Origin of the sequence: Mucilaginibacter robiniae (assembly GCF_012849215.1) — a bacterium.
GTDB classification, from domain to species: domain Bacteria; phylum Bacteroidota; class Bacteroidia; order Sphingobacteriales; family Sphingobacteriaceae; genus Mucilaginibacter; species Mucilaginibacter robiniae.
In genome coordinates, this window is the sequence record NZ_CP051682.1 from 3,720,307 (window position 1) to 3,739,533 (window position 19,227).

Sequence of the window (19,227 nt, forward strand, 5' to 3'; positions counted from 1 at the left end):
TTCTCATCATAAAAACCTGGGAAGTACTTAATTGTTTATTAGCCCGAAAGACAAGAAGTGTATAGTTGCTTTACTGCAACGGCAGTTTACGGAACGTTACACCCTTACTGTTACGAGATCAACCTTTACATAATGACTTTTAAAAGTATTGTACAAACGCGCTGGAAGGTGACGCCCGAACAGGTGATCGTCTATCCTTATGGCGTGGTCTACCTGATCAGCGTAACGATCGCTTTAACCTGGGGCTGTTGGCTGATCTTTTTGGGCTACCTATCGAAAGATACACTTACTTTACAAGATGCGTTGGACCTTTGGCCGTTATATCTCATCTTTTTAAGTATAGTGGTATTGTTGTGGCTATTTGCCCGTACAGCTATTATATTCGATAGGTCTGTACAGTTGGTGTATAAAAGGCTGTTCGGGTTGATCACCACCAGAAAACTGAGGTTTGATCAGGTGCAGGCCATCGTACCGGTCATGAATGTGAGGGCCGCTTACCAATATCGTGTGTTCGCCAAAAACCAGCCTAATGATACAGGCACCATTATCTCTTCGCCGTTCTTATCTGAGCAAAGCCCACATGCTGTGGAGTTCCAGGCGCAGGTACTCACGATAGTAGGGCATTTTCTAAAGCTTGGCCCAGTACAGGAATCACTGATGAAGATTGGTCAGTGGCGCAAAGATAACTCCTTGAACAAACGATGAACGATAAATTATCCAAAACCTATTTGTTTGAGCGGCACACGCAGCAGCAGGTGACCGGCTGGGCAGCACGGCTCCACTACTTCTATTTTTTCAGAGCCTGGGGCGGGCATGCTAATGACGGTGATGAGTTTACAGCGGGCATCTCTTATACGGATAAAGAAGTCCTCAAATATAAACTGATTCAACTAGGATTCACGCTCAGAAGCATAACTGCAGATGACCCGCAGCCTGAATGGGGCAAGTCCTACCCGGGAACGGAGTTTGCCAAATTCAAAATACCTATTTCTCATTTTCCTGAACTTGAGCAACCGGGACACGTTGTCATTGATGAAGTCCCGGTATTTGTTTGGGTTACCCCGCAAATCATTCAATTCTCCGTATCTGGCCTGGCAGATGGCAATCGGTACGAAGTTTCGCAAGCCGACTTTGATGCTTGCCTTAAACTGGAAAAACTATTTGACCAATTGGTGTGGCAGTCCTTCAAAGACGAAAGGATCACGCAAAGCGCGCAATGCATATCCACAACCCGGTATCCTGAACTATTTATATGAATTAATCTTCCTTACTTAACTACGAAATAATTATCATTCACCACCTTATCCGTTATGCTGGCCCTCGTGTTAGGCGCTCAAACGCCTGCTGTAGATAAGGGCGTTGCTATGCTCAAAAGTTTTTACACTGCTTACATTTTATTGTCGTCGGGAGAAATTACTGATCTGGAAGCTAGTGAGGCAAAGCTAGTAGCATTAAGGCGCAAATATTGCACGCCAGCCTGCCTAAAACAATTCCAGAAACTGGTTGAAGACACTATTGGCGATCCCATTATCCAGGCGCAGGATAGCTACAAAGCGCATACCAAAACCCTAGTCATTAAAAAGATTCAAAGAAGTCCAACCGTTATGCAGTGTCTTATATTGATATTGAAAGCACACATCAAACGACCACCATTTACGTGACCTTGACCGAGCAAAAAGGTACACTTAAAATCTCCAACCTGGAATAAGTATTTCGGTCTTTGTATAACAACGTACCGGTGTTTGAAGTTATGGCATCAGCTCTAAGACAAAATTCAAGTATGGCCGCCTGCGGCAATTAAAATGCAGTCGCTATGCATTAACGATTCACTAGCAGTGTGTAGATGATATAAAACAGTAACACAACCAACAAGGAACCAATACCGACTAATAATCTTCCCACCTTGGAAGTCAAAAAATTTCTTCGAGGTGATACCGGTAACCTATTAACATAGAACCTAACTGTAAGTAAGTAGATGATGATAGCTGGAATGCCATAAAAAACAAAAGGAATCAGAATAGCATAGTACAATATAGGTAGCATGATTGTAACTGTTAAAAATGGTATTAGCAACTTACCCGATTTTGATAAGCTGAAAGATGGTATTCCATTACCCGGCGAACAGTATCTTGTCAAATTTTAAAAATTTATTGTTTTGAACTTTAAAAAAGTAAATCACTGCATATTCACTTTCACTTACATAATTGCCGTTCTCATCGGTGTCACCTGAATAAGAGACCGACAATTGTAATGTTGCGTTTGCCTTGTCATAATTCGCAATCATGACATAGCTTTCTTTAACCTTTGGTGTAGTGTACTCACCTTTTTGAGCGAGCTGTTCACTTTTTACTTTAAGAAGGCTTTTAATAAATGCATGAGTGAACACCGCTCTATGATGTTTTTCAAAATCTCTTTCGGTAAAAGTACCTGGATAAGTTTCCGGACGTTTACTATCGTCTGCGTTATCATAAACGATATTACAGACTTGTGTTGTATCTGCGTTTACTGGGAAGCTGAAGTAAGTTTTTAGTTTTTGAACATCATTCTGATACACGGCTGTTCTAAAATTGCGAAAATCATCAAGCCAGGTATTTACCGTTACGTACGGGGACTTAGCCGGAGATCTTATTGTAGTATCCGATTTTGCATCAGCCTGTTTATTTTTGTGCTTATCAGGTGTACAGGCACCTGATAGTGTAATACCTGCAATAGTAAGTGATAAAATCTTTTGGGTATTCGTTTTCATAAGCTTGCATTAAACACGGTCATGTTAGAATCTAGGGACAGATAGCTGAACCGCATTTGGCCGCGTACAGCTTAAACGCCTAATTCAACAATTCTTTTGAGGATATGTTGTGCTTTATAAGTTAAGAACAGACACACGGACGCATGAACAGTATCACCACCAGCTTCAGGGCTATCCTTTGTAAACAAAGGGAACTTGGCTACCACTTCCCCAACATCGTGAGAACACCGGCCACATTGGAGGATATCGGACAGACGGAGGAAGCATTACATCTGGCTTTCAATGAGGAACTGAAAGAACTTTACCAGTTTGCCGATGGAAGTAATATTGACCAGGTGACACCTTCAGGCCTTACCGGGCTGATCCCTATTCATAATTTCTTGTCGCTACAAGATGCTGTCACCTATTACCGGCAAAGTATGAAATTTGAGAATAGTTTTTATAACCACGAGCAAGATTTTGCGCCGGGTAAACAGCTCTTTCCTTTTCTGGAAGATGGCGCGGGGAACTGCTACTGGGTCGACCTGAACGAAGGATTCCTTAACTATGGCCGGATCTACTGGACTAACACCTTCGGGCGGGAGCCGGATTATACTTACCGTTCCCTGACCAGCATGTTCGAGGTCATTGCCGAGGCCCACGAAACCGGTATCATCTCACTGGACGAGGAAGGCTATCTAGATTGTGACTTTAAAGCATTTGATAAGTTATCTGAAGGCAGATAGGCTGATGATGTAGATTCCGCTTGTCAGTTGCTAATCTTGATACAATTTACTTTACATGAAACCGTCGTTGCTATTCAAAATAAACTGGCCTGATCTGCTTTACCGCTGGTTCCTGTCTGGTAAGCGCATATCAGCGTCAGCAAAGCAGCGCCATAAGTAGCCGTTTTGCCTACAGTAAGGGGAAATATGAGGCTTTCATTTCTAATGAAGCATGTACCCTGGTCAGCACCTAACGAGAGGATTGTGCTACCTGGAGTGCAGATGAATAGCCTATAAAAAGCCTCTCCGTTTGCAGCATGGCTTTCCCTAAACCAGTCATTAATGCTTTATTCTGCCTTATTTTTAAGCTCTATTACTTTCTGGGTTAATGTTTTCAGCTGCTGCATGGCGTTCCGTATTCGTGTACCGGCAGCTTTATTACCTTTGCTGAAAAAAGCAACGAAATCTGCTTCCGTAGCAGCGCTCACTTTTTTGATTTGATGGATTTATCCATTTTAGATTGTATTAAAAGCACCAAAATAAGTTAAAATATGTAAACCAGCGCTGTAACAGTCAGCGAGAACGCCTGCAGAATTGGTTTTGAACATTTACAGTCATTCAGTAACTCTTTAAAACCAAAATACCCATTTTGCCACTCAGTTCCGGCATTCATTCCATTAACTTTGCTCAATCTGTTTCAGGCTATTCATTTTTTTATAGGCTAAAAAGCCTTTAATGTCTTCAAAGTGCTCACGAACCCTTTTTTTACCGAATTCGAATACTTTAGTAACCAATCCGTCCAGAAAATCCCGGTCGTGAAAAACCAATATCAGCGTGCCATCAAAATCTTTGAGTGCCTCTTTAATGATGTCTTTGGTCTTCATGTCCAGGTGGTTGGTCGGCTCATCCAGTATCAGCAGGTTTACCGGTTCTAACAGTAGTTTGATCATAGCCAGACGGGTTTTCTCACCACCGGAAAGTACTTTTACCTTTTTCGTAGTATCATCGCCGCTAAACATGAATGCGCCTAACAGATCCCTTATCTTGAGTGTGCCATCAGTCAGCGGAATCTGATCTATCGTGTCAAATACGGTTATGTTTTCATCCAGCAGAGCAGCCTGATTTTGGGCAAAATAGCCGATTTTGGCATTGTGACCAATTTTTAAATTGCCATCAATTTCGATTTCATTCATTAAAGCTTTAATCATGGTTGATTTACCTTCCCCGTTTTTACCCACAAACGCCACCTTTTCACCGCGTTCAATGACCATAGAGGCATTTTTAAATACGACATGGTCGCCGTAGCTTTTACTCAGGTCTTCTACCATGACCGGATATTGCCCCGAGCGTGGCGATGGCGGAAACTTCAAGCGTAAGGCTGAGGTGTCCACTTCGTCGATCTCAATGATTTCCAGTTTTTCCAACATCTTCACCCGCGATTGTACCTGCAGGGTTTTGGAGTAGGTGCCTTTAAAACGCTCGATGAATTCCTGGTTGTCGGCAATAAAACGTTGTTGTTCTTCACAAGCCTTTAACTGGTGCTGGCGGCGGTCGGTGCGTAATTGGAGGTAATGGCTGTATTTGGCTTTGTAATCATAGATCCGGCCCATGGTCACTTCAATGTTCCGGTTGGTGATATTGTCCACAAAAGCCCGGTCGTGCGAGATAACCATCACCGCTTTGGCCGAATTGACCAGGAAATCTTCGAGCCATTGGATACTCTCGATATCCATGTGATTGGTCGGTTCGTCCAGCAGGATCAGGTCGGGTTTTTTCAACAAAATTTTGGCCAGTTCGATACGCATGCGCCAACCGCCCGAAAACTCGGAAGTTAGCCGGTTAAAGTCTTGGCGTTCAAACCCCAATCCTTTGAGCACCTTTTCCGCTTCGGCATCATAGTTGGTATCTTCAACACTATAAACTTTTTCGCTCAGTTCCGATACTCTTTCAATGAGCTTCATGTAATCATCGCTGTCATAATCGGTACGAATCGTTAACTGCTCGTTTAACTCATCCAGTTCCTTTTGCATCTGGTTTGCCTCGGCAAAAGCTTTCATGGTCTCTTCAAAAAGGGTAACCTTATCTTCGGTCAGCAAATGCTGCGGCAGATAAGCGATAACCGCCTCTTTCGGGCCGGTCACATTCCCGGTCGTCGGCTTGGCTACGCCGGCGATGATCTTGAGAATGGTTGATTTCCCCCGCCCCATTCTTGCCCATCAGGGCTATTTTATCGTTCTCATTGATGGAGAATGTTACGTCGCTGAATAGTGTGGTTCCGCCGAATGAAACGGAAATGTTATTGACATTGATCATGGGCAGTAAAGATAAACACTACTGGCGCACTTCACCGAGACCATTAAACAAATTCCGCTAACCTCAGTGTTGCCCATTAGCTTAACTATAGGCCAGTGCGAGCAGTAATGTAGAATATGGTATTAACAATCTAACGTCATTTACCTAGTTGTACCTCGTGCCTGTCTGATCGTTCAGATTCTTCAAGCCATGATCTCATTTTTCTTTGAGGTCGCTTGCAGCCTGAACTATCTGCTGCAACTCCTCGCGTTATTCCGGGATTTACGCTGCAATTTCTTACGTTTTTTATAAGGCATTTGGTGTGTAATAGGCTGATCTTTATAATTAAAATGTAAAAAAGGGCAGTTAAGGTCTTGCCGGTAGTAGCTGTTGGATAGCGAAGGCTGCAGGTATAACGCCGGCGCCACTTCGCTTGCGGCCTTTGGCACTTATTCCGTTTCCTTTTGCTACACCAGCCGGCACTTCCTGTGGCTTTTCTTTTGAAAGAATCACAAGAAAAACAAAGCAGAACCCGAAAGAGAAAAGCGAAAAAGATCTATTCACTTTAAATCTTAAAATTATGTTATCCACAGGAAGATTAACCGTCATGGCAGAAGTTGCCACCGCTAAAGGCGGCAAAACAGTAACCCATTTCACCGTGGTGCTCAAATAGCATTTTACCACCAAAGGTGGCGAAAAGCGTGGAAAGGCAACCTTCGTGAACTGCACCTAATGGATAAATCCCAACTTGGCCGATTACCTTGTCAAGGGCCTTTGTCGAAGTATACAGGTTGATGGAAGCCGAAGCCTAGAACGGCCGTCAGGGTATGACACATTCCCACTTAGTGTGCCATGTCGATTCTCTTAAACTATTTTCCGCAGGTGTCAAAGCCGAACATGCAGAAACTGCCCGAAAAGCTAAGCTTGCTGCAGTTGCATAGACCTCGGATGATGACGGTTTGCCATTCTAACCACCTGTAACCCAAATTTTTTATTTCATTTATCGGGAGCAGTAACACGCTCCCCAAAATTAAAAACTCATGGGACATAACCTCGCTATTCATCCGCAAACTCACGAATACAACGGCCAGCATATTCTTTCCCGCACCGTTGGGCCCCGCAACAACATACAGCTGCGGCGTCGGCATCAGCGGATCACTTTCAGCGTTTCGACAGTACCAGTCGTCGCATATATCGGAACAACCTCCCGGTGGTCGGCATAGATATGGACAACAATGTCCTTGGCGTCATAGGCACGGTCCCGAAAGCTGTTGTATAAGCCCCGGCTCAGTTTTTCCTGCTGAACGCCGGCTAAGGTTAACGCCACCATGTCGCCCCGTTTCGCAAGAGTACGCTCAAACACAGGTATGAAACAGGGTTTTGCCATACATAAAGATTTGTTTGTGTCGGTACAACCATTAAGAAGTGTTCCGCCTGCGAGAGCCACATGGTGTTTTGTAATAAGCAACGCAAAGAAGCATGCTTCTTAAGCCAGATGTTGTGTAATTCAGCATGCCCGAGGCAAAAAGTAAAAGCGCTCTTTTTTGGTAGCTGTTGCTTGTTTGATGAATCATATCATTGTTACGGAGCAAACTATCTATAAAGCGTTTTGAAGAGCGAAACAGTCAGGGCGTTAATTCAGGTATAAGTCATAATTTGGTGGTATGGTCCATGATATTCAGGGCTTTGCTGCTATTGAAGACGTGGTTAATCATAAAAGAGGTAAAATTAAACCACTGATAGCAACCATTTAGTATCCAGGCATCTGAACTAGCGATCAGCCGGCTTCCGGTAATTAAATATTTATCGGGCGCATTATCCAGGTGAATCTCCCAGGAGAACCCATGTTCTGCTGCGATTTCATAACATAAGGTCATCAGGCGGCCGCTGTTAGATACCGGCGTGTCAAATATCCAGGTTGTTTGTTTAACACCAAGCTTCTGTAATGCCAAGCCTGCCGAGATCAGCACCTCTTCGGTTTGCTTTACCCGCTTGTACGAACCATGTACAGAAGAAATGTCACGGTAACAGCCATCCAGGCCTTTAAAGACATAACCGCCTGATAAGAATGTTTCTAGTATAATTACAATATTAAACCCATCCAGAAAAATGGTCTTCTCTTGCAGGTGATCAGCTGAGACCTCTTTAGCGCGACGACATTCGATATCGTTTGCCGAGCACGCCATACCTTGCAGCGCGAGGATCTGCCGCTGCCGCAACCGGTACCGATTGCCCACTAATGCCAGCGTAGCTCGCGGAGGATAGTCTTTGCTCAGGAGATAATACATGTCATTTAACGCCGACGAAAGCTTATCACGTTGAGCATCTAAGCCAAAAAGCTCCTCGTCACGCGGATCCTTTCCTCTGTTCCTGCGCTTTTCATGTTCCTGATCATTCATTTTTGTCATTATTTATGCGCTACCAGTGTTGTGTGTTCTGCGATTACCATCAGCCTTAGATTACTCGTAGGGAAATCATCCAGGAATAAAGATCATATATCCTTAAACGGTCGTTTTGGGGAATGTTTCAATTGGATATTGATGCTTTTGACTGGTTAAACGCTCGGAAGTTCTATTTGTTGACTTGGATCAATGCCGGCCCATAATTGACGCCATACCTTTGCTGCATTATTCAATTAAACTTAAATATGGCGTTTCATTTACCACCATTGACTTCCAAAGCCCCCAGAGTTCTCCTGATTATCTTTACGATCATTTTTACAGAATTCCTGATCATGGGCGTTTGCCTTGGCATTCTGCCCGGCTTCGTTCACAACACCCTACAATTCAGTAATTTCGTAGTGGGTGTGATTATCGGGCTGCAATATCTATCTACCTTGCTGACCCGGCACTTGGCCGGCCAGTCGGCCGATATCAAAGGTGGTAAGCCGACCGTCCTGACCGGTCTTATTCTGTCTGTTCTGTCCGGATGCTGTTGTGTGATCGGCAGTATCATAACCGGTTTTCCTATAGCAAGCCTTATCCTTTTGGGTACCAGTCGTGTGCTGCTGGGCATAGGTGAGAGTTACCTCGTCATTGGTGTTTTTGCCTGGGGATTCGTACTGGTGGGGCCAAGTAACACCGGCAAGGTCATGGTGTGGAACGGTTTAGGCATGTACGGCGGTATGGCCTGCGGTGCGCCTTTAGGTATCTACCTGCAAACACAATTCGGATTAAAGGCTGCATTTGTGGCTATTATCCTGATGCCGGTAATTAGTTACACTGCAACCTGGCTATTACCCAAGCTTCCACTCATTCAGGTTGAAAAGCGGCTGCCCTTTTACAAAGCGGTTAAAATAGTCTGGCGCTCAGGTGCAGGGCTTGCGCTGGCCAGTATCGGGTTTGGTGGGATAGCCTCTTTTATCACCTTATACTTCGCCCGGCAAGGATGGGCAGATGCTTCAATGGCACTAACTGCCTTTGGGTGCGGTTATGTGGTTACGCGCTTGTTCTTTGCTCATTTTCCAGATAAATTTGGCGGCGCAAGTGTAGCGATTGTTTCCCTGTTTGTTGAAGTCATCGGCCAGCTATTAATCTGGCAAGCCCGAAACGGAGAGATGGCCATAATCGGTGCGTTGCTCACCGGGGCAGGCATGTCACTGGTATTTCCGTCTTTTGGCCAAATGGCTATCAAAGGCGTATCTCCAGCAAACCGGGGAATGGCCATGGCCGCCTACAATGCGTTTTTCGATCTGGGCATGGGGCTTACCGCTCCGGTTGCCGGTTTGGTTTCTAAAGGGGAACATTATGACCGTATTTATTTATTGGGCAGTGTGGCAGCCGTCATCGGATTAAGTTTAGCTTTGCAGGCCTACCGGAAAGGAAGAGGAGCAGCATCGAGGTTTATAATTGCAGAACAGGCGAAGGAGCAGTCATGAGTAAGAAAAACTTAGCGGCATATATCAGTAAGATCGTTTATTTGACAGAAGAGCAAATGACTTTTGTGCTGCAACATTTCAAACCATTCTCGTTCAAAAAGAATCAACTACTAGTCCATATCGGTGAAGTCAACCAGTTTATGAACTTTGTAGAAAAGGGTTGTGTCAGGTTTTACTTTCTGAAAGAAGACGGGCTGGAAGTTACCCGGCATATTGTTTTTGAGCAGCAATTTGGCACTGGGCTGGCCAGTTTCATCACGGGCAAGCCTTCAGAGGAAGCCTTGCAGGTAATGGAGGATTCTGTTTTGCTACGTATCAGCCGGAAAGACTTTTACTACTTATTAGAGATGATACCCGCATGGGAGAAGTTTTACCGGGACTACCTGGAATATGCTTATACCAACAACTTGAACATTTTTCAGAGGGGGGCCACCAAAGATGCGGGTGAACGCTACAAAGAGCTGCTTCGAATAAATCCGCAGATCATCAAACGATTGCCCAATAAGGTGGTGGCCTCTTATCTGAACATGTCTCCTGAAACACTCAGCCGGTTAAAATCCAAGCATTAATAGCTAATTCGCATCCTGTTTTCTCCGGTTGTCAGGCTGAAATAGGTACGACAAATACAGTAAGTACTTGATGACAATTGTATATTGCCTGCCTGGCAAGTTAAACACTTAGGGGCACTGATATAGTAAAGATAAATGCGCATTGCACCTGGAGAACACGACACATTGTTGTTTTTAATCCACGACTGATAAAGATTGGCTTTGATGAACAGATGCCCGGCGAGCTTTGAGAATCATATAGATCCCATAAAAAGAAGTTGAAAGGGCCAAGCCTACACCGGTAAAGACAAGCATCGGCATTTGGCTAATCGTGTGGTTAAGGGTAAGCATAATGGCTAACAAAGCAACAAGTGTACTCCAGATGCCGATGTAAATATCCATCTTCCTTTTAAATACTTTAGCTAGCGGAAAAAAGTGTAAGCCAACGGCCAGGGCAATGGCAGGCACCTGCAGTTCAGGATGATGAAGGTTGGCTACGATATTGACGGCTAGAAATACGCCGATACCCTCGCCCGTACATATCATCATAAATAATTTCTCTCTTCTTTTCACTTCTTGCTGATCAGTAAATGAGGTATCAGGTACGGGTAAACGTTGTGCTGCCTGGTGAAGCTGAAAAGCATAGTATACAAAAAATATACAGGCTATCAGAAACACGCTCAATAGCCATCTATAAGGAGAGTTTCTCAACCCGTAATAAGCAATACCATTCCAAAGAAGTGTGAACACGGTCATCAGTATTAAGCCGGCAACCATCTGTTTTGCGGATTTGATATCAAGTAAGTTTGATTGTTTATTCATTTATGGATTGAAAAGCTCAATATTAATAAAATACATCTAATATCGCCTTTAAAGAAGTCCGTGATTAAACCATTGAAGTTCATATAAAGTATAGGTCTCTCATAGATACTTATGATGCATCAAGTAAAAAGCTCCCGTTTGTTAAATCATGCTATTAGAATAGTAGTAAAACTATTCATTCATATTACTTTGATTTTTTAAGTTAATAATTGTCATGCATTGGTGAAACTAACTGATCGTTCACTCTTTCATAGATACTTACTGTGCTTACACTTTTCAGCGTGTTTAATCCTCATCGGAAAAGATGCCATAGTGGACACCCTGAAATTTTGATGATTGCCAGTATTCAAAACATAAAAAAAACAAACAGCCAAATTTGAAGAGTTTTGTACACTTTGGGAATGTATTTGGCAGAAAATGGACGGTACAAGCGTACCTTATCATACAGCTTTTATGTTCAATGTTTTATAAATTTTTCAAATCGGCGCTCACCAGTTGCTACCAATCTTTATATTATTAGGCTGTAATTGACTACAATATTAATTTTGGAACATTCCTGGAAATACAAAGGTTTGATAATAATGAAAGTTGAGCGAATTCTTATATTTAATGCTACTTTTTTACTTTCAGAGTTCAATATTGGTTTGTAAGATCAAAAGTTTGGAAGTAATAAAGTTCAGCAGGACACTTTCGAAATTTAAGATAATTTTTCCGTGAGTTTTACCCATCTTAACTCCATGAAAAACATCGCCTTCTTTATTACATTCATAGCAGTATGCTCGTGCAGCAAATCGCAAACCATGCACGGCACCAACCCGCAGAATATTGCTGGTTTCCTGAATTTGAAAACTTATAAGCCTACAGCTGTTGAATATCACCTGACACGGCTTGGCGATGGCAGACTCGGCCCTTCTGACTATACCCTTGAGGCTGTACTGTATTATGATGCCGCTACTTTTGCTAAACTCAAGAAAAAATACTATAGCATAAACTATACTGCCCCGGACAAAAGCAGCAAGGATTTCGACTTTAAATGGTTACCGAAAGCCGTTAAAGATGAACTGGCCAAAAGCTTGAAAGAATATACCGGCCATCCCGGTGCGGTATTAAGCCGTAACCCTAACTGCATGCTGTGGTTTTTGAGCAATAAGGTACTGGTGTCTTACTTTACTATGTAAGCCATGATAAATAGCTATTTTAAACACAATTCAAATAAGTTTGATATACTCTGAAAAGCTGTGTTTACCGGGAATGTGTATTGAATTCAAAGAGTTAATGTTAGTGCTTATCCTATATCAATGCTTAACAACGAGTTACAACAAAAATGCAGTTAATAGCCCCTTTTCCGGTCTTTTAACCCTAACAGGATTGATTTCGAACCATTTGATAAAAGATTTAAAGAATTTCTTAGTATTTAATTAGTGGTTTGCGGCCAGTTTGGAAAATAACAACTTTAATTTATGCGGCGGAATTTTGTTTTACATTCCCCGTTGTACAGTCACTTAATAAATTGAGAAGCGATTAACTTGATATTGAATTTTAAAAACAATCTTGCAACATTTGATTGGCAGGATTTAATCATTCTGTATTAAAATTAGCGGATAGGGGAGCCGTTTTAAAAAATTCAACGCCTTTATACCAGATATTTAAGTGTGGAGTGATTCTGTAACCCTCCCTTAGTTCGGACTGGTATTTTATAGACTTATTGATTCAAAAGTATAATTATTGTTGTTTGAACTGTGGAGATGCCCCAGGAAACTCGGTAGAGTTTCTGGTATCTCCACAGTTTAGCCGCTTGTACAAGTCTGGCGTTATACCTCCCAGTGCTTCATGCGGCCTGCTGTAATTGTAATCTTCCATCCATTCATCGGCTAAAATCTGTACCTGGTTGATGTCTTCAAATAAGTAAGCATCGAGTATATTCTCCCGAAAGGTTCGGTTAAAGCGTTCGATGTATCCATTTTGCATAGGCTTGCCCGGCTGCGTATATTGTACCTCAATGCCTTTACTCGCACACCAGTCTTTGAACTCTTTACTGATGAATTCAGGGCCATTATCTACCCTGATGCAACTGGGTTTACCTTGCTCATGAATGCTTCGCTCCAATATCTGTGTTACCCTGGTTGCTGGCATTGTATGGGCAGCTTCAATCGCGATAACCTCTCTATTGTAATCATCGATAATGTTGAGCGTACGGAACCTTCTCTTGTTCATCAGCACATCGCACATAAAATCCATAGACCAGGTATCTCCAGCCTGCTCAGGCACTACTAACGGCACTTTAACCCTTGCCGGTACACGTCTGCGCACCTTGCGGCGCCTATTCATGCCCAGCAGCAGGTAAACACGTCTTACACGCTTGTAATTCCATAGCAAGCCCTGCTGCCGAATTCTGCTGTAATACAGATCCTGACCCTCGGTGGGGTGCTTTTCGGAGAGTTCCAGCAACTTATCTGGTGGTCTCTGAATCATCTCTGACGTTCTTATAATAATACATGGATTTGGGCAGCCTCACTACCCGGCAAGCCCTGCTAATACTTACCTGACGGAACTCCATCAAGTAACGGGGCCATGTCTTTACGCTGGCAGGGCTTCAGAACTTTTTTGAGAGTACGTCTTTTAGTAAACTATGATCTAAAGCCAGCTCTGCATACATATGCTTCAGTTTACGGTTCTCTTCCTCCAGCTCTTTCAGCCGCTTCAATTCCTGGCTGTCCATACCAGCATACTTTTTACGCCAGTTGTAAAAGGTGGATTTGTGCACGCCCAGTTCGCGGCATATGTCGTTTAGCTCACGGCCACCTTCATACTCTTTGATGGCCTTGCGGGGTCTGTGCTTCGGTAATGATCGAGTTCTTCATCGTTTGACTATTTAAAGTTAAGACTTTTCGTCCTCTAAGCAGTCCGATTTTCAGGAGGGGTTACAGGCCGGAAGGTTATCCGGACGAACATACATTTTTCATTTACACGGTAGATGAAGACTTTTAGCAAAGTCTGGGAATGTCCCGACTTTCTGCGTGTGCTTCATCGGTTAATCAATCCTTATATTTGTTGCCAACGATATGATCATTTTGACGTCCTGTTATGCTTGAACAGCTTCCGAATAAATCCACACTTGCCATAGAGATCTGGACAGCCTACCAACAGCACTTTAAGCGTATCGAGGTCCCAGCTAAATCTATCCTGTTAGCAGAAGGTGATGTGGCTCATAAATTATTTCTTATTGAAAAAGGATGTATAAGGGCATGGCACAATGACGACGGCAAAGAGATTACCGGCCAGTTCTTTTTTGAAAACAGCAGCGTTTCTTCTATTGAAAGTTTGAAGAAAAGCATTCCTAGCCCGATCACAATCGAAACTTTGGAACCCTCGGTGATCTGGTGGATCGATAAAGCCGATCTGGATAAGCTTATCGCAGAGATCAAGGAGGTTCCGAGGCTACGCGATATGCTGATCGATGCGCTCTTCGAACGGACATTTGATTACATTAAACAGTTCTCCACGTCTATTCGCGATTCGCCTGAACAGCGGTATCAAAAATTGATGCAGGACCGCCCTGAGATTGTTCAGCGTATTCCGCAGCATTATATTGCTTCTTTTCTGGGCATTTCGTCGGTACATCTCAGTCGTATTAAAAACAGGATCGCAAGAAGCAAATAAGCTATTTGATAACAAATGTTATCGTTTTACCGGGACGGGTTGATCTACTTTTGAAAAATAAACAAAAGAAATGAAAGCGATAGTAATGTTTCAAAAAGGTGGAACGCCGCAATATGTAACGAATTTCCCCGAGCCAGGAATAACCGGTGATGACCAACTGATGATGACGGTTCAGGCCGCTGCCATCAAACACCTGGACAGATCCATGGCCAGCGGTAAACACTACACTACGGAAGGTGACCTAACCAAAGCCAAAGTCATTGGTGGAGACGGCGTTGGCCTGTTGGAAGATGGCACCCGGGTTTTCGCACTGGGCGTGACCGGAACAATGGCTGAAAAAGCGGTGATCGATAAAAAAAGAATGGTGGTTTTGCCTGGAGGTATCGCGCCTGCCATAGCCGCTGCTTTACCCAACGCTGTGGCAGGTTCTGTTATGGCATTACGCTACAGGGCGGACATGCAATCCGGAGATACGGTGCTGATCAATGGTGCTAGGCTTCACTGGCCGGATTGGCGTTCAGGTAGCCAGATTGTATGGTGCAAAGAAGATCATTGCTACAGGCAGGAACGAGCAATCGCTAAAAGACCTGCTGGAACTGGGCGTAGACGCGGTCATCACTATCCGTCAGGATGATAAAAGTTTTATCGAGCAGATAAAAAACATCCACCGGGCTACGCCGATCGATGTGGTGGTTGATTATATATGGGGACATCCCACGGAGATGATTCTGGAGGCACTTAAGGGCGAAGGTAACTTCACTCATCGGACAAGATATGTATCTGTGGGTTCGATGGCGGGCGACAAAATACAGCTATCGGCAGAAATCTTAAGAAGCGTAGACCTGCACCTGACCGGTTCGGGACTGGGTAGCTGGACCAAAGAGCAGATGAGCGTGCTCTTGACGGAGATTCTTCCTGCAATGCTTCAACTCGCATCCGAGGGCAAGATCAAAGTTGATGTGGAAACCATCGGGATTTCAGATATGGAAAGCATCTGGGAAATGGAGGTAGCGGACGGAAAACGACTGGTGGCGCTTTTCTAAGCAGTTATATGCGCACATGATGAATGAGCTTTGAAGCAAAGTAACTTGAGCCTCACAACAAAATCCTAAGATACTTTGTAAGTTAGTTTTGCCTTAAATAAAAAAAGAAACAATGGCAAAAATTTGGTTTATAACAGGTAGTTCGCGCGGATTAGGGCGAAGCCTTACGGAAGCTGTATTGTCGAAAGGTGACAAGGTGGCTGCGACTGCACGGAATATGGACAGTCTGAAAGATCTGGTAACTCAATATCAGGATGCTGTTTATCCTATTGAATTGGATGTTAATGCTAAAGATCAGGTACGCAAAGCCATCGCGGAAACCGTAGAACACTTTGGACGGATTGATGTATTGGTCAATAATGCGGGCTTTGGAATTACGGGTGCCGTGGAAGCTTTCAGCAACGAACAGGTTCGCAGCCAGCTGGAAACGAATTTATACGCACCTATTGAGCTTACCCGTGCCGTACTGCCCTATATGCGCAAACAGCGCTCCGGGCATATTCTGCAGATCAGTTCGATGGGCGGCCGGGTTGGTAGTGGCGGCGTTTCTATCTATCAGGCAGCCAAATTCGGACTGAGCGGATTTAGTGAGGGCCTTGCAATAGAAGTAGCCGATCTTGGCATTAAGGTTACCTGCGTTGAGCCGGGCGGCTTCCGTACCGATTGGGCCGGCGACTCAATGACGTACGCTGCGGAAATTGAAGGCTACGATATAGTTAACAAACGTATCGCGTTATTTAAAAGCGGTGGCTTTAAACCGATCGGTGATCCGGATAAGGCTGCTCAGGTGATTATGGAAACCGTGAATAACCGCGAGCCGCCTTTGCATCTGCTGCTGGGCAGCGAAGCAGTTGCTATCGTCAAACATTCAGAGGCTGCCAAATTGCGGGAACTCGAAAAATGGGAAAAAGTAAGTCTTTCGACTGATAGTGATGACGCGGAAAACTTTTTGGAATCAGAGGCTGGAAAGCGCTTCCTGAATTTAAAAAAATAGGCTAACTAACGGCAAGGCTGCGCCGGCCTTGCCGTTACTATTAATGATACGTTACTAAAAAGAAATATGGCTGAAAGCGAAAGACCAAAGATCGGGTATTCCTGTTATTTTACACGAAGCAGAGAAGGCGAACAGTTTGTTCCCGAGCATGTATTCAGCTACCAGCTATCCGGCAGGCTGACCATGACGGATAATAGCAGGCGTACCCAAATTTTCAACGAGGGCGATTTCCGGTTTATCAGACGCAACAACCTGGTCAAATATATTAAGGAGCCCGCCCCGGGCGGTGAGTTTAAGTCAGTATCCATTTATCTTGACCAGCAGAGTCTGAGAAACTTCAGTATACAACATGCTATTGAAAGGCCGGTTATCAGTTCACCTGGAACGGTGATTAAATTAAAACCGCATACGCTTTACCGAAGTTATATGGATTCACTGCAGCCGTATCGTCAGGACGACTTATTGATCAGCGAGGAATTGCAGCAGCTAAAGGTCAACGAAGCTATCTTGATCTTGCTACAGACATATCCGACTTTGGCTGGTGTCCTTTTTGATTTTAGCGATCCTGGTAAAATCGATCTCGAAGGTTTCATGGAGAAAAACTTTCATTTTAACGTGCAAATGAAACGGTTTGCTTACTTGACCGGGCGTAGCCTGGCCACTTTTAAGCGCGATTTTGAAAAAATATTTAAAACAACACCGGGTCAGTGGTTGCAGCAGCGTCGCCTGCAGGAGGCTTATTATCTTATCAAAGAGAAAGGCCAGTCGGCATCTGATATATACCTTGATCTGGGCTTTGAAGACCTGTCGCACTTTTCTTATGCATTTAAAAATAAATTTGGCCTTGCACCTTCGAAACTTTAATCCATTTTATTAAATCAATCCACAATGGTGACTTTGTTAATTTTACCCTCGAAATATAATAGATAGCCGGCTGCTATGGCGTTACGCAACATCATTTTTTACCAAATGGTAAATGAACTGCGCGCAATAAATTCGAAATTTACCCAATGGAAGCGTTCGTCAATTACATACTACAATTCGGTAATCTGAATCAGCAGCAAACAGACTTCATCATGAACAAGGCGAAAACGCTGGAACTGAATAAGGAGGATTACTTTTCTGAAGCCGGGAAGGTCCCCAGGTATGTCGGATTTCTATTAGAAGGTGTGGTTCGTTTCTGTTACTATAACAATAAGGGCGAAGAGATCACGCATTCTTTTGTTGAAGAGAACAATTTCGTTTCAGATCAGCAAAGGTTCGAAGCACAAGTCGTGGCATCAGAATATGTACAAGCTATAAGCCCTTGTAAATTACTGGTTTTCTCCAAGAAAGACTGGGATGAGATCGGGAACACGGTTGTTGGCTGGAAAGCTATCGAGCACCTGATCATAAAAAGTTGTTTGTTAAAAGCGATCGAAAGACGAAGTCCATTGGTTTCGGAGAATGCGACCACGCGTTATTTATCGTTCATCGAATATTTTCCAGGCCTGATCAATCGTGCCCCGCTGTCTCACATTGCATCCTACCTCGGCATCACCCAGCAATCGTTGAGCAGGATCAGAAAAAATATTCGTTAAGATCACTTTTTACCAAATGGTAAATGCTTTTGTCTGGAAGTTCCGAAACTTTGCATCATCATCTAAAATAAATAGACCATGAGCAAAAAAGTAGTTTTAATAACAGGAACCAATAGCGGATTCGGCTGGCTGACCGCCCATAGCGTTGCCGCTTTAGGTCACCAGGTTTATGCCACCATGAGAGATACTAAAGGTAAGAATGCAGAAAAAGCCGATGCCCTTTCAGCCGTAGAAAATGTGACCGTGCTGGATGTGTCTCTAACTAATGACGAAAGCGTTAAACAGGCGGTTGACACCATCATTGCCCAAGAAGGCATCATCGATGTACTGGTCAACAACGCAGGTGTTTCCATGAATGGTGTGGCGGAAAGCTTTACGACGGCCGATGTACAGGCTATGTTCGATATCAACGTATTCGCGCCCTGGAGATTCATCAAACAGGTATTACCGGCTATGCGCAAGCAGGCCGATGGGCTGATCATCAATGTGACGAGCGGGTTCGGCAGGGTGTCCTTTCCGTTCGCTACTATATACGCCGGATCGAAGTTTGGTTTGGAAGGGATCAGTGAGGGTCTGCATTACGAACTTAAACGTTTAGGTATTGACGTGGCTATTCTGGAGCCCGGTGCCTTTCCTACCGAAATGCAGCAGAAGACCCAGTACGCATCTGATCAATCGGTATTTGAAGGTTATGGAGCCATCGCCGATATGCCGAACAAAATGATCACAGCGCTCGGCGGGCTGATCCAAACCAAAAGCCCAAACCCGCAGGATGTCGCTGATGCCATCGTCAAGCTGATCGGTATAGAACAAGGTAAAAGACCTTTGAGAACTGTTGTTGACCCGATCACAGGAGTATATATCGAAGCGGCTAACCAGGCGGTTGCTGAACAGTTTGGAGAAGGACTCAAAATCTTCGGTATGGGCGAATTATTAACTTAAACTTAAGTAGACTTTTAAC

22 protein-coding genes and 1 pseudogene are annotated in these 19,227 nt (G+C 43.9%); 15 read left to right on the forward strand and 8 right to left on the reverse strand.

The window, feature by feature from the left end:
* Positions 1-132 precede the first annotated feature (132 nt).
* The 3 genes from HH214_RS16280 to HH214_RS16290 are packed head-to-tail and all read left to right on the forward strand — an operon-like array spanning position 133 to position 1,661.
* The gene (locus HH214_RS16280) at positions 133-705 is read left to right on the forward strand and encodes a hypothetical protein (RefSeq protein WP_169609380.1); all 573 of its coding nucleotides are present in this window, start codon (positions 133-135) and stop codon (positions 703-705) included.
* Positions 702-1,256, forward strand: coding sequence for a hypothetical protein (locus HH214_RS16285; RefSeq protein WP_169609382.1), 555 nt, complete (start codon positions 702-704; stop codon positions 1,254-1,256). Before HH214_RS16280 ends, HH214_RS16285 begins: the two co-directional genes overlap by 4 nt.
* A 54-nt stretch (positions 1,257-1,310) precedes the next feature.
* A complete protein-coding gene (locus tag HH214_RS16290; RefSeq protein ID WP_169609384.1) occupies positions 1,311-1,661 on the forward strand; it encodes a hypothetical protein in 351 nt (116 codons plus the stop codon).
* Positions 1,662-2,110: 449 nt separating this feature from the next.
* Here the strand turns inward: HH214_RS16290 and HH214_RS16295 are convergent, their stop codons facing one another.
* Positions 2,111-2,746 (reverse strand): hypothetical protein, encoded by a 636-nt coding sequence (locus tag HH214_RS16295; RefSeq protein ID WP_169609386.1) that lies wholly within the window; start codon positions 2,744-2,746, stop codon positions 2,111-2,113.
* Positions 2,747-2,889: 143 nt separating this feature from the next.
* On the opposite strand from HH214_RS16295, the gene HH214_RS16300 reads away from it, so the two are divergent.
* A complete protein-coding gene (locus tag HH214_RS16300; protein ID WP_169609388.1) occupies positions 2,890-3,471 on the forward strand; it encodes an SMI1/KNR4 family protein in 582 nt (193 codons plus the stop codon).
* A 326-nt stretch (positions 3,472-3,797) separates the two neighbouring features.
* Here HH214_RS16300 and HH214_RS16305 read toward each other — a convergent pair whose 3' ends face one another.
* Positions 3,798-3,956 carry a histone H1 gene (locus HH214_RS16305; RefSeq protein ID WP_169611191.1) on the reverse strand — a complete coding sequence of 53 codons (159 nt, stop codon included), beginning with the start codon at positions 3,954-3,956 and terminating at the stop codon, positions 3,798-3,800.
* A gap of 171 nt (positions 3,957-4,127) precedes the next feature.
* Positions 4,128-5,763: pseudogene (locus tag HH214_RS16310) on the reverse strand (ABC-F family ATP-binding cassette domain-containing protein).
* Between the two features lie 421 nt (positions 5,764-6,184).
* On the opposite strand from HH214_RS16310, the gene HH214_RS16315 reads away from it, so the two are divergent.
* Entirely contained in the window at positions 6,185-6,415 is a 231-nt protein-coding gene (locus tag HH214_RS16315; RefSeq protein ID WP_169609389.1) for a hypothetical protein, read from the forward strand.
* Positions 6,416-6,889: 474 nt separating this feature from the next.
* Here HH214_RS16315 and HH214_RS16320 read toward each other — a convergent pair whose 3' ends face one another.
* Together HH214_RS16320 and HH214_RS16325 are read right to left on the reverse strand one after the other, a co-directional pair.
* Entirely contained in the window at positions 6,890-7,129 is a 240-nt protein-coding gene (locus tag HH214_RS16320; RefSeq protein ID WP_169609392.1) for a hypothetical protein, read from the reverse strand.
* A 262-nt stretch (positions 7,130-7,391) separates the two neighbouring features.
* Positions 7,392-8,141 carry a DUF434 domain-containing protein gene (locus tag HH214_RS16325; protein ID WP_169609394.1) on the reverse strand — a complete coding sequence of 250 codons (750 nt, stop codon included), beginning with the start codon at positions 8,139-8,141 and terminating at the stop codon, positions 7,392-7,394.
* 248 nt (positions 8,142-8,389) lie between these two features.
* On the opposite strand from HH214_RS16325, the gene HH214_RS16330 reads away from it, so the two are divergent.
* Both HH214_RS16330 and HH214_RS16335 read left to right on the forward strand, forming a co-directional pair.
* A complete protein-coding gene (locus tag HH214_RS16330) occupies positions 8,390-9,619 on the forward strand; it encodes an MFS transporter (RefSeq protein WP_169609396.1) in 1,230 nt (409 codons plus the stop codon).
* Complete coding sequence (locus HH214_RS16335; RefSeq protein WP_169609398.1) at positions 9,616-10,188, forward strand: Crp/Fnr family transcriptional regulator; 573 nt, start codon at positions 9,616-9,618, stop codon at positions 10,186-10,188. Before HH214_RS16330 ends, HH214_RS16335 begins: the two co-directional genes overlap by 4 nt.
* A gap of 174 nt (positions 10,189-10,362) precedes the next feature.
* Here the strand turns inward: HH214_RS16335 and HH214_RS16340 are convergent, their stop codons facing one another.
* Positions 10,363-10,989 (reverse strand): hypothetical protein, encoded by a 627-nt coding sequence (locus HH214_RS16340; protein WP_169609401.1) that lies wholly within the window; start codon positions 10,987-10,989, stop codon positions 10,363-10,365.
* 737 nt (positions 10,990-11,726) lie between these two features.
* Here HH214_RS16340 and HH214_RS16345 point away from each other — a divergent pair.
* On the forward strand, positions 11,727-12,167 hold the full coding sequence (locus tag HH214_RS16345; protein ID WP_169609404.1) for a hypothetical protein: 441 nt from the start codon (positions 11,727-11,729) through the stop codon (positions 12,165-12,167).
* Positions 12,168-12,711: 544 nt separating this feature from the next.
* On the opposite strand, the gene HH214_RS16350 is transcribed toward HH214_RS16345, so the two are convergent.
* Together HH214_RS16350 and HH214_RS16355 are read right to left on the reverse strand one after the other, a co-directional pair.
* Positions 12,712-13,461: an IS3 family transposase gene (locus HH214_RS16350; RefSeq protein WP_169609406.1), complete on the reverse strand. Its 750-nt coding sequence runs from the start codon at positions 13,459-13,461 to the stop codon at positions 12,712-12,714.
* A 121-nt stretch (positions 13,462-13,582) separates the two neighbouring features.
* Positions 13,583-13,807: a transposase gene (locus tag HH214_RS16355; RefSeq protein WP_169611132.1), complete on the reverse strand. Its 225-nt coding sequence runs from the start codon at positions 13,805-13,807 to the stop codon at positions 13,583-13,585.
* Positions 13,808-14,073: 266 nt separating this feature from the next.
* Between HH214_RS16355 and HH214_RS16360 the strand changes: the two genes are divergently transcribed.
* The 7 genes from HH214_RS16360 to HH214_RS16385 all read left to right on the forward strand — a co-directional run bounded on the left by HH214_RS16360 (position 14,074) and on the right by HH214_RS16385 (position 19,208).
* On the forward strand, positions 14,074-14,649 hold the full coding sequence (locus HH214_RS16360; RefSeq protein ID WP_169609408.1) for a Crp/Fnr family transcriptional regulator: 576 nt from the start codon (positions 14,074-14,076) through the stop codon (positions 14,647-14,649).
* 70 nt (positions 14,650-14,719) lie between these two features.
* On the forward strand, positions 14,720-15,283 hold the full coding sequence (locus tag HH214_RS22140) for an MDR/zinc-dependent alcohol dehydrogenase-like family protein (RefSeq protein WP_248282127.1): 564 nt from the start codon (positions 14,720-14,722) through the stop codon (positions 15,281-15,283).
* On the forward strand, positions 15,180-15,692 hold the full coding sequence (locus HH214_RS22145; protein ID WP_248282128.1) for a zinc-binding dehydrogenase: 513 nt from the start codon (positions 15,180-15,182) through the stop codon (positions 15,690-15,692). Before HH214_RS22140 ends, HH214_RS22145 begins: the two co-directional genes overlap by 104 nt.
* A 112-nt stretch (positions 15,693-15,804) precedes the next feature.
* The gene (locus HH214_RS16370; RefSeq protein ID WP_169609410.1) at positions 15,805-16,686 is read left to right on the forward strand and encodes an oxidoreductase; all 882 of its coding nucleotides are present in this window, start codon (positions 15,805-15,807) and stop codon (positions 16,684-16,686) included.
* A gap of 66 nt (positions 16,687-16,752) precedes the next feature.
* Positions 16,753-17,550, forward strand: a complete 798-nt coding sequence (locus HH214_RS16375; protein WP_169609411.1) for a helix-turn-helix domain-containing protein — start codon at positions 16,753-16,755, stop codon at positions 17,548-17,550.
* Between the two features lie 146 nt (positions 17,551-17,696).
* Positions 17,697-18,266 (forward strand): Crp/Fnr family transcriptional regulator, encoded by a 570-nt coding sequence (locus HH214_RS16380; protein ID WP_169609412.1) that lies wholly within the window; start codon positions 17,697-17,699, stop codon positions 18,264-18,266.
* A 78-nt stretch (positions 18,267-18,344) separates the two neighbouring features.
* Positions 18,345-19,208: an SDR family oxidoreductase gene (locus HH214_RS16385; protein WP_169609414.1), complete on the forward strand. Its 864-nt coding sequence runs from the start codon at positions 18,345-18,347 to the stop codon at positions 19,206-19,208.
* The last annotated feature ends 19 nt before the right edge of the window (positions 19,209-19,227 follow it).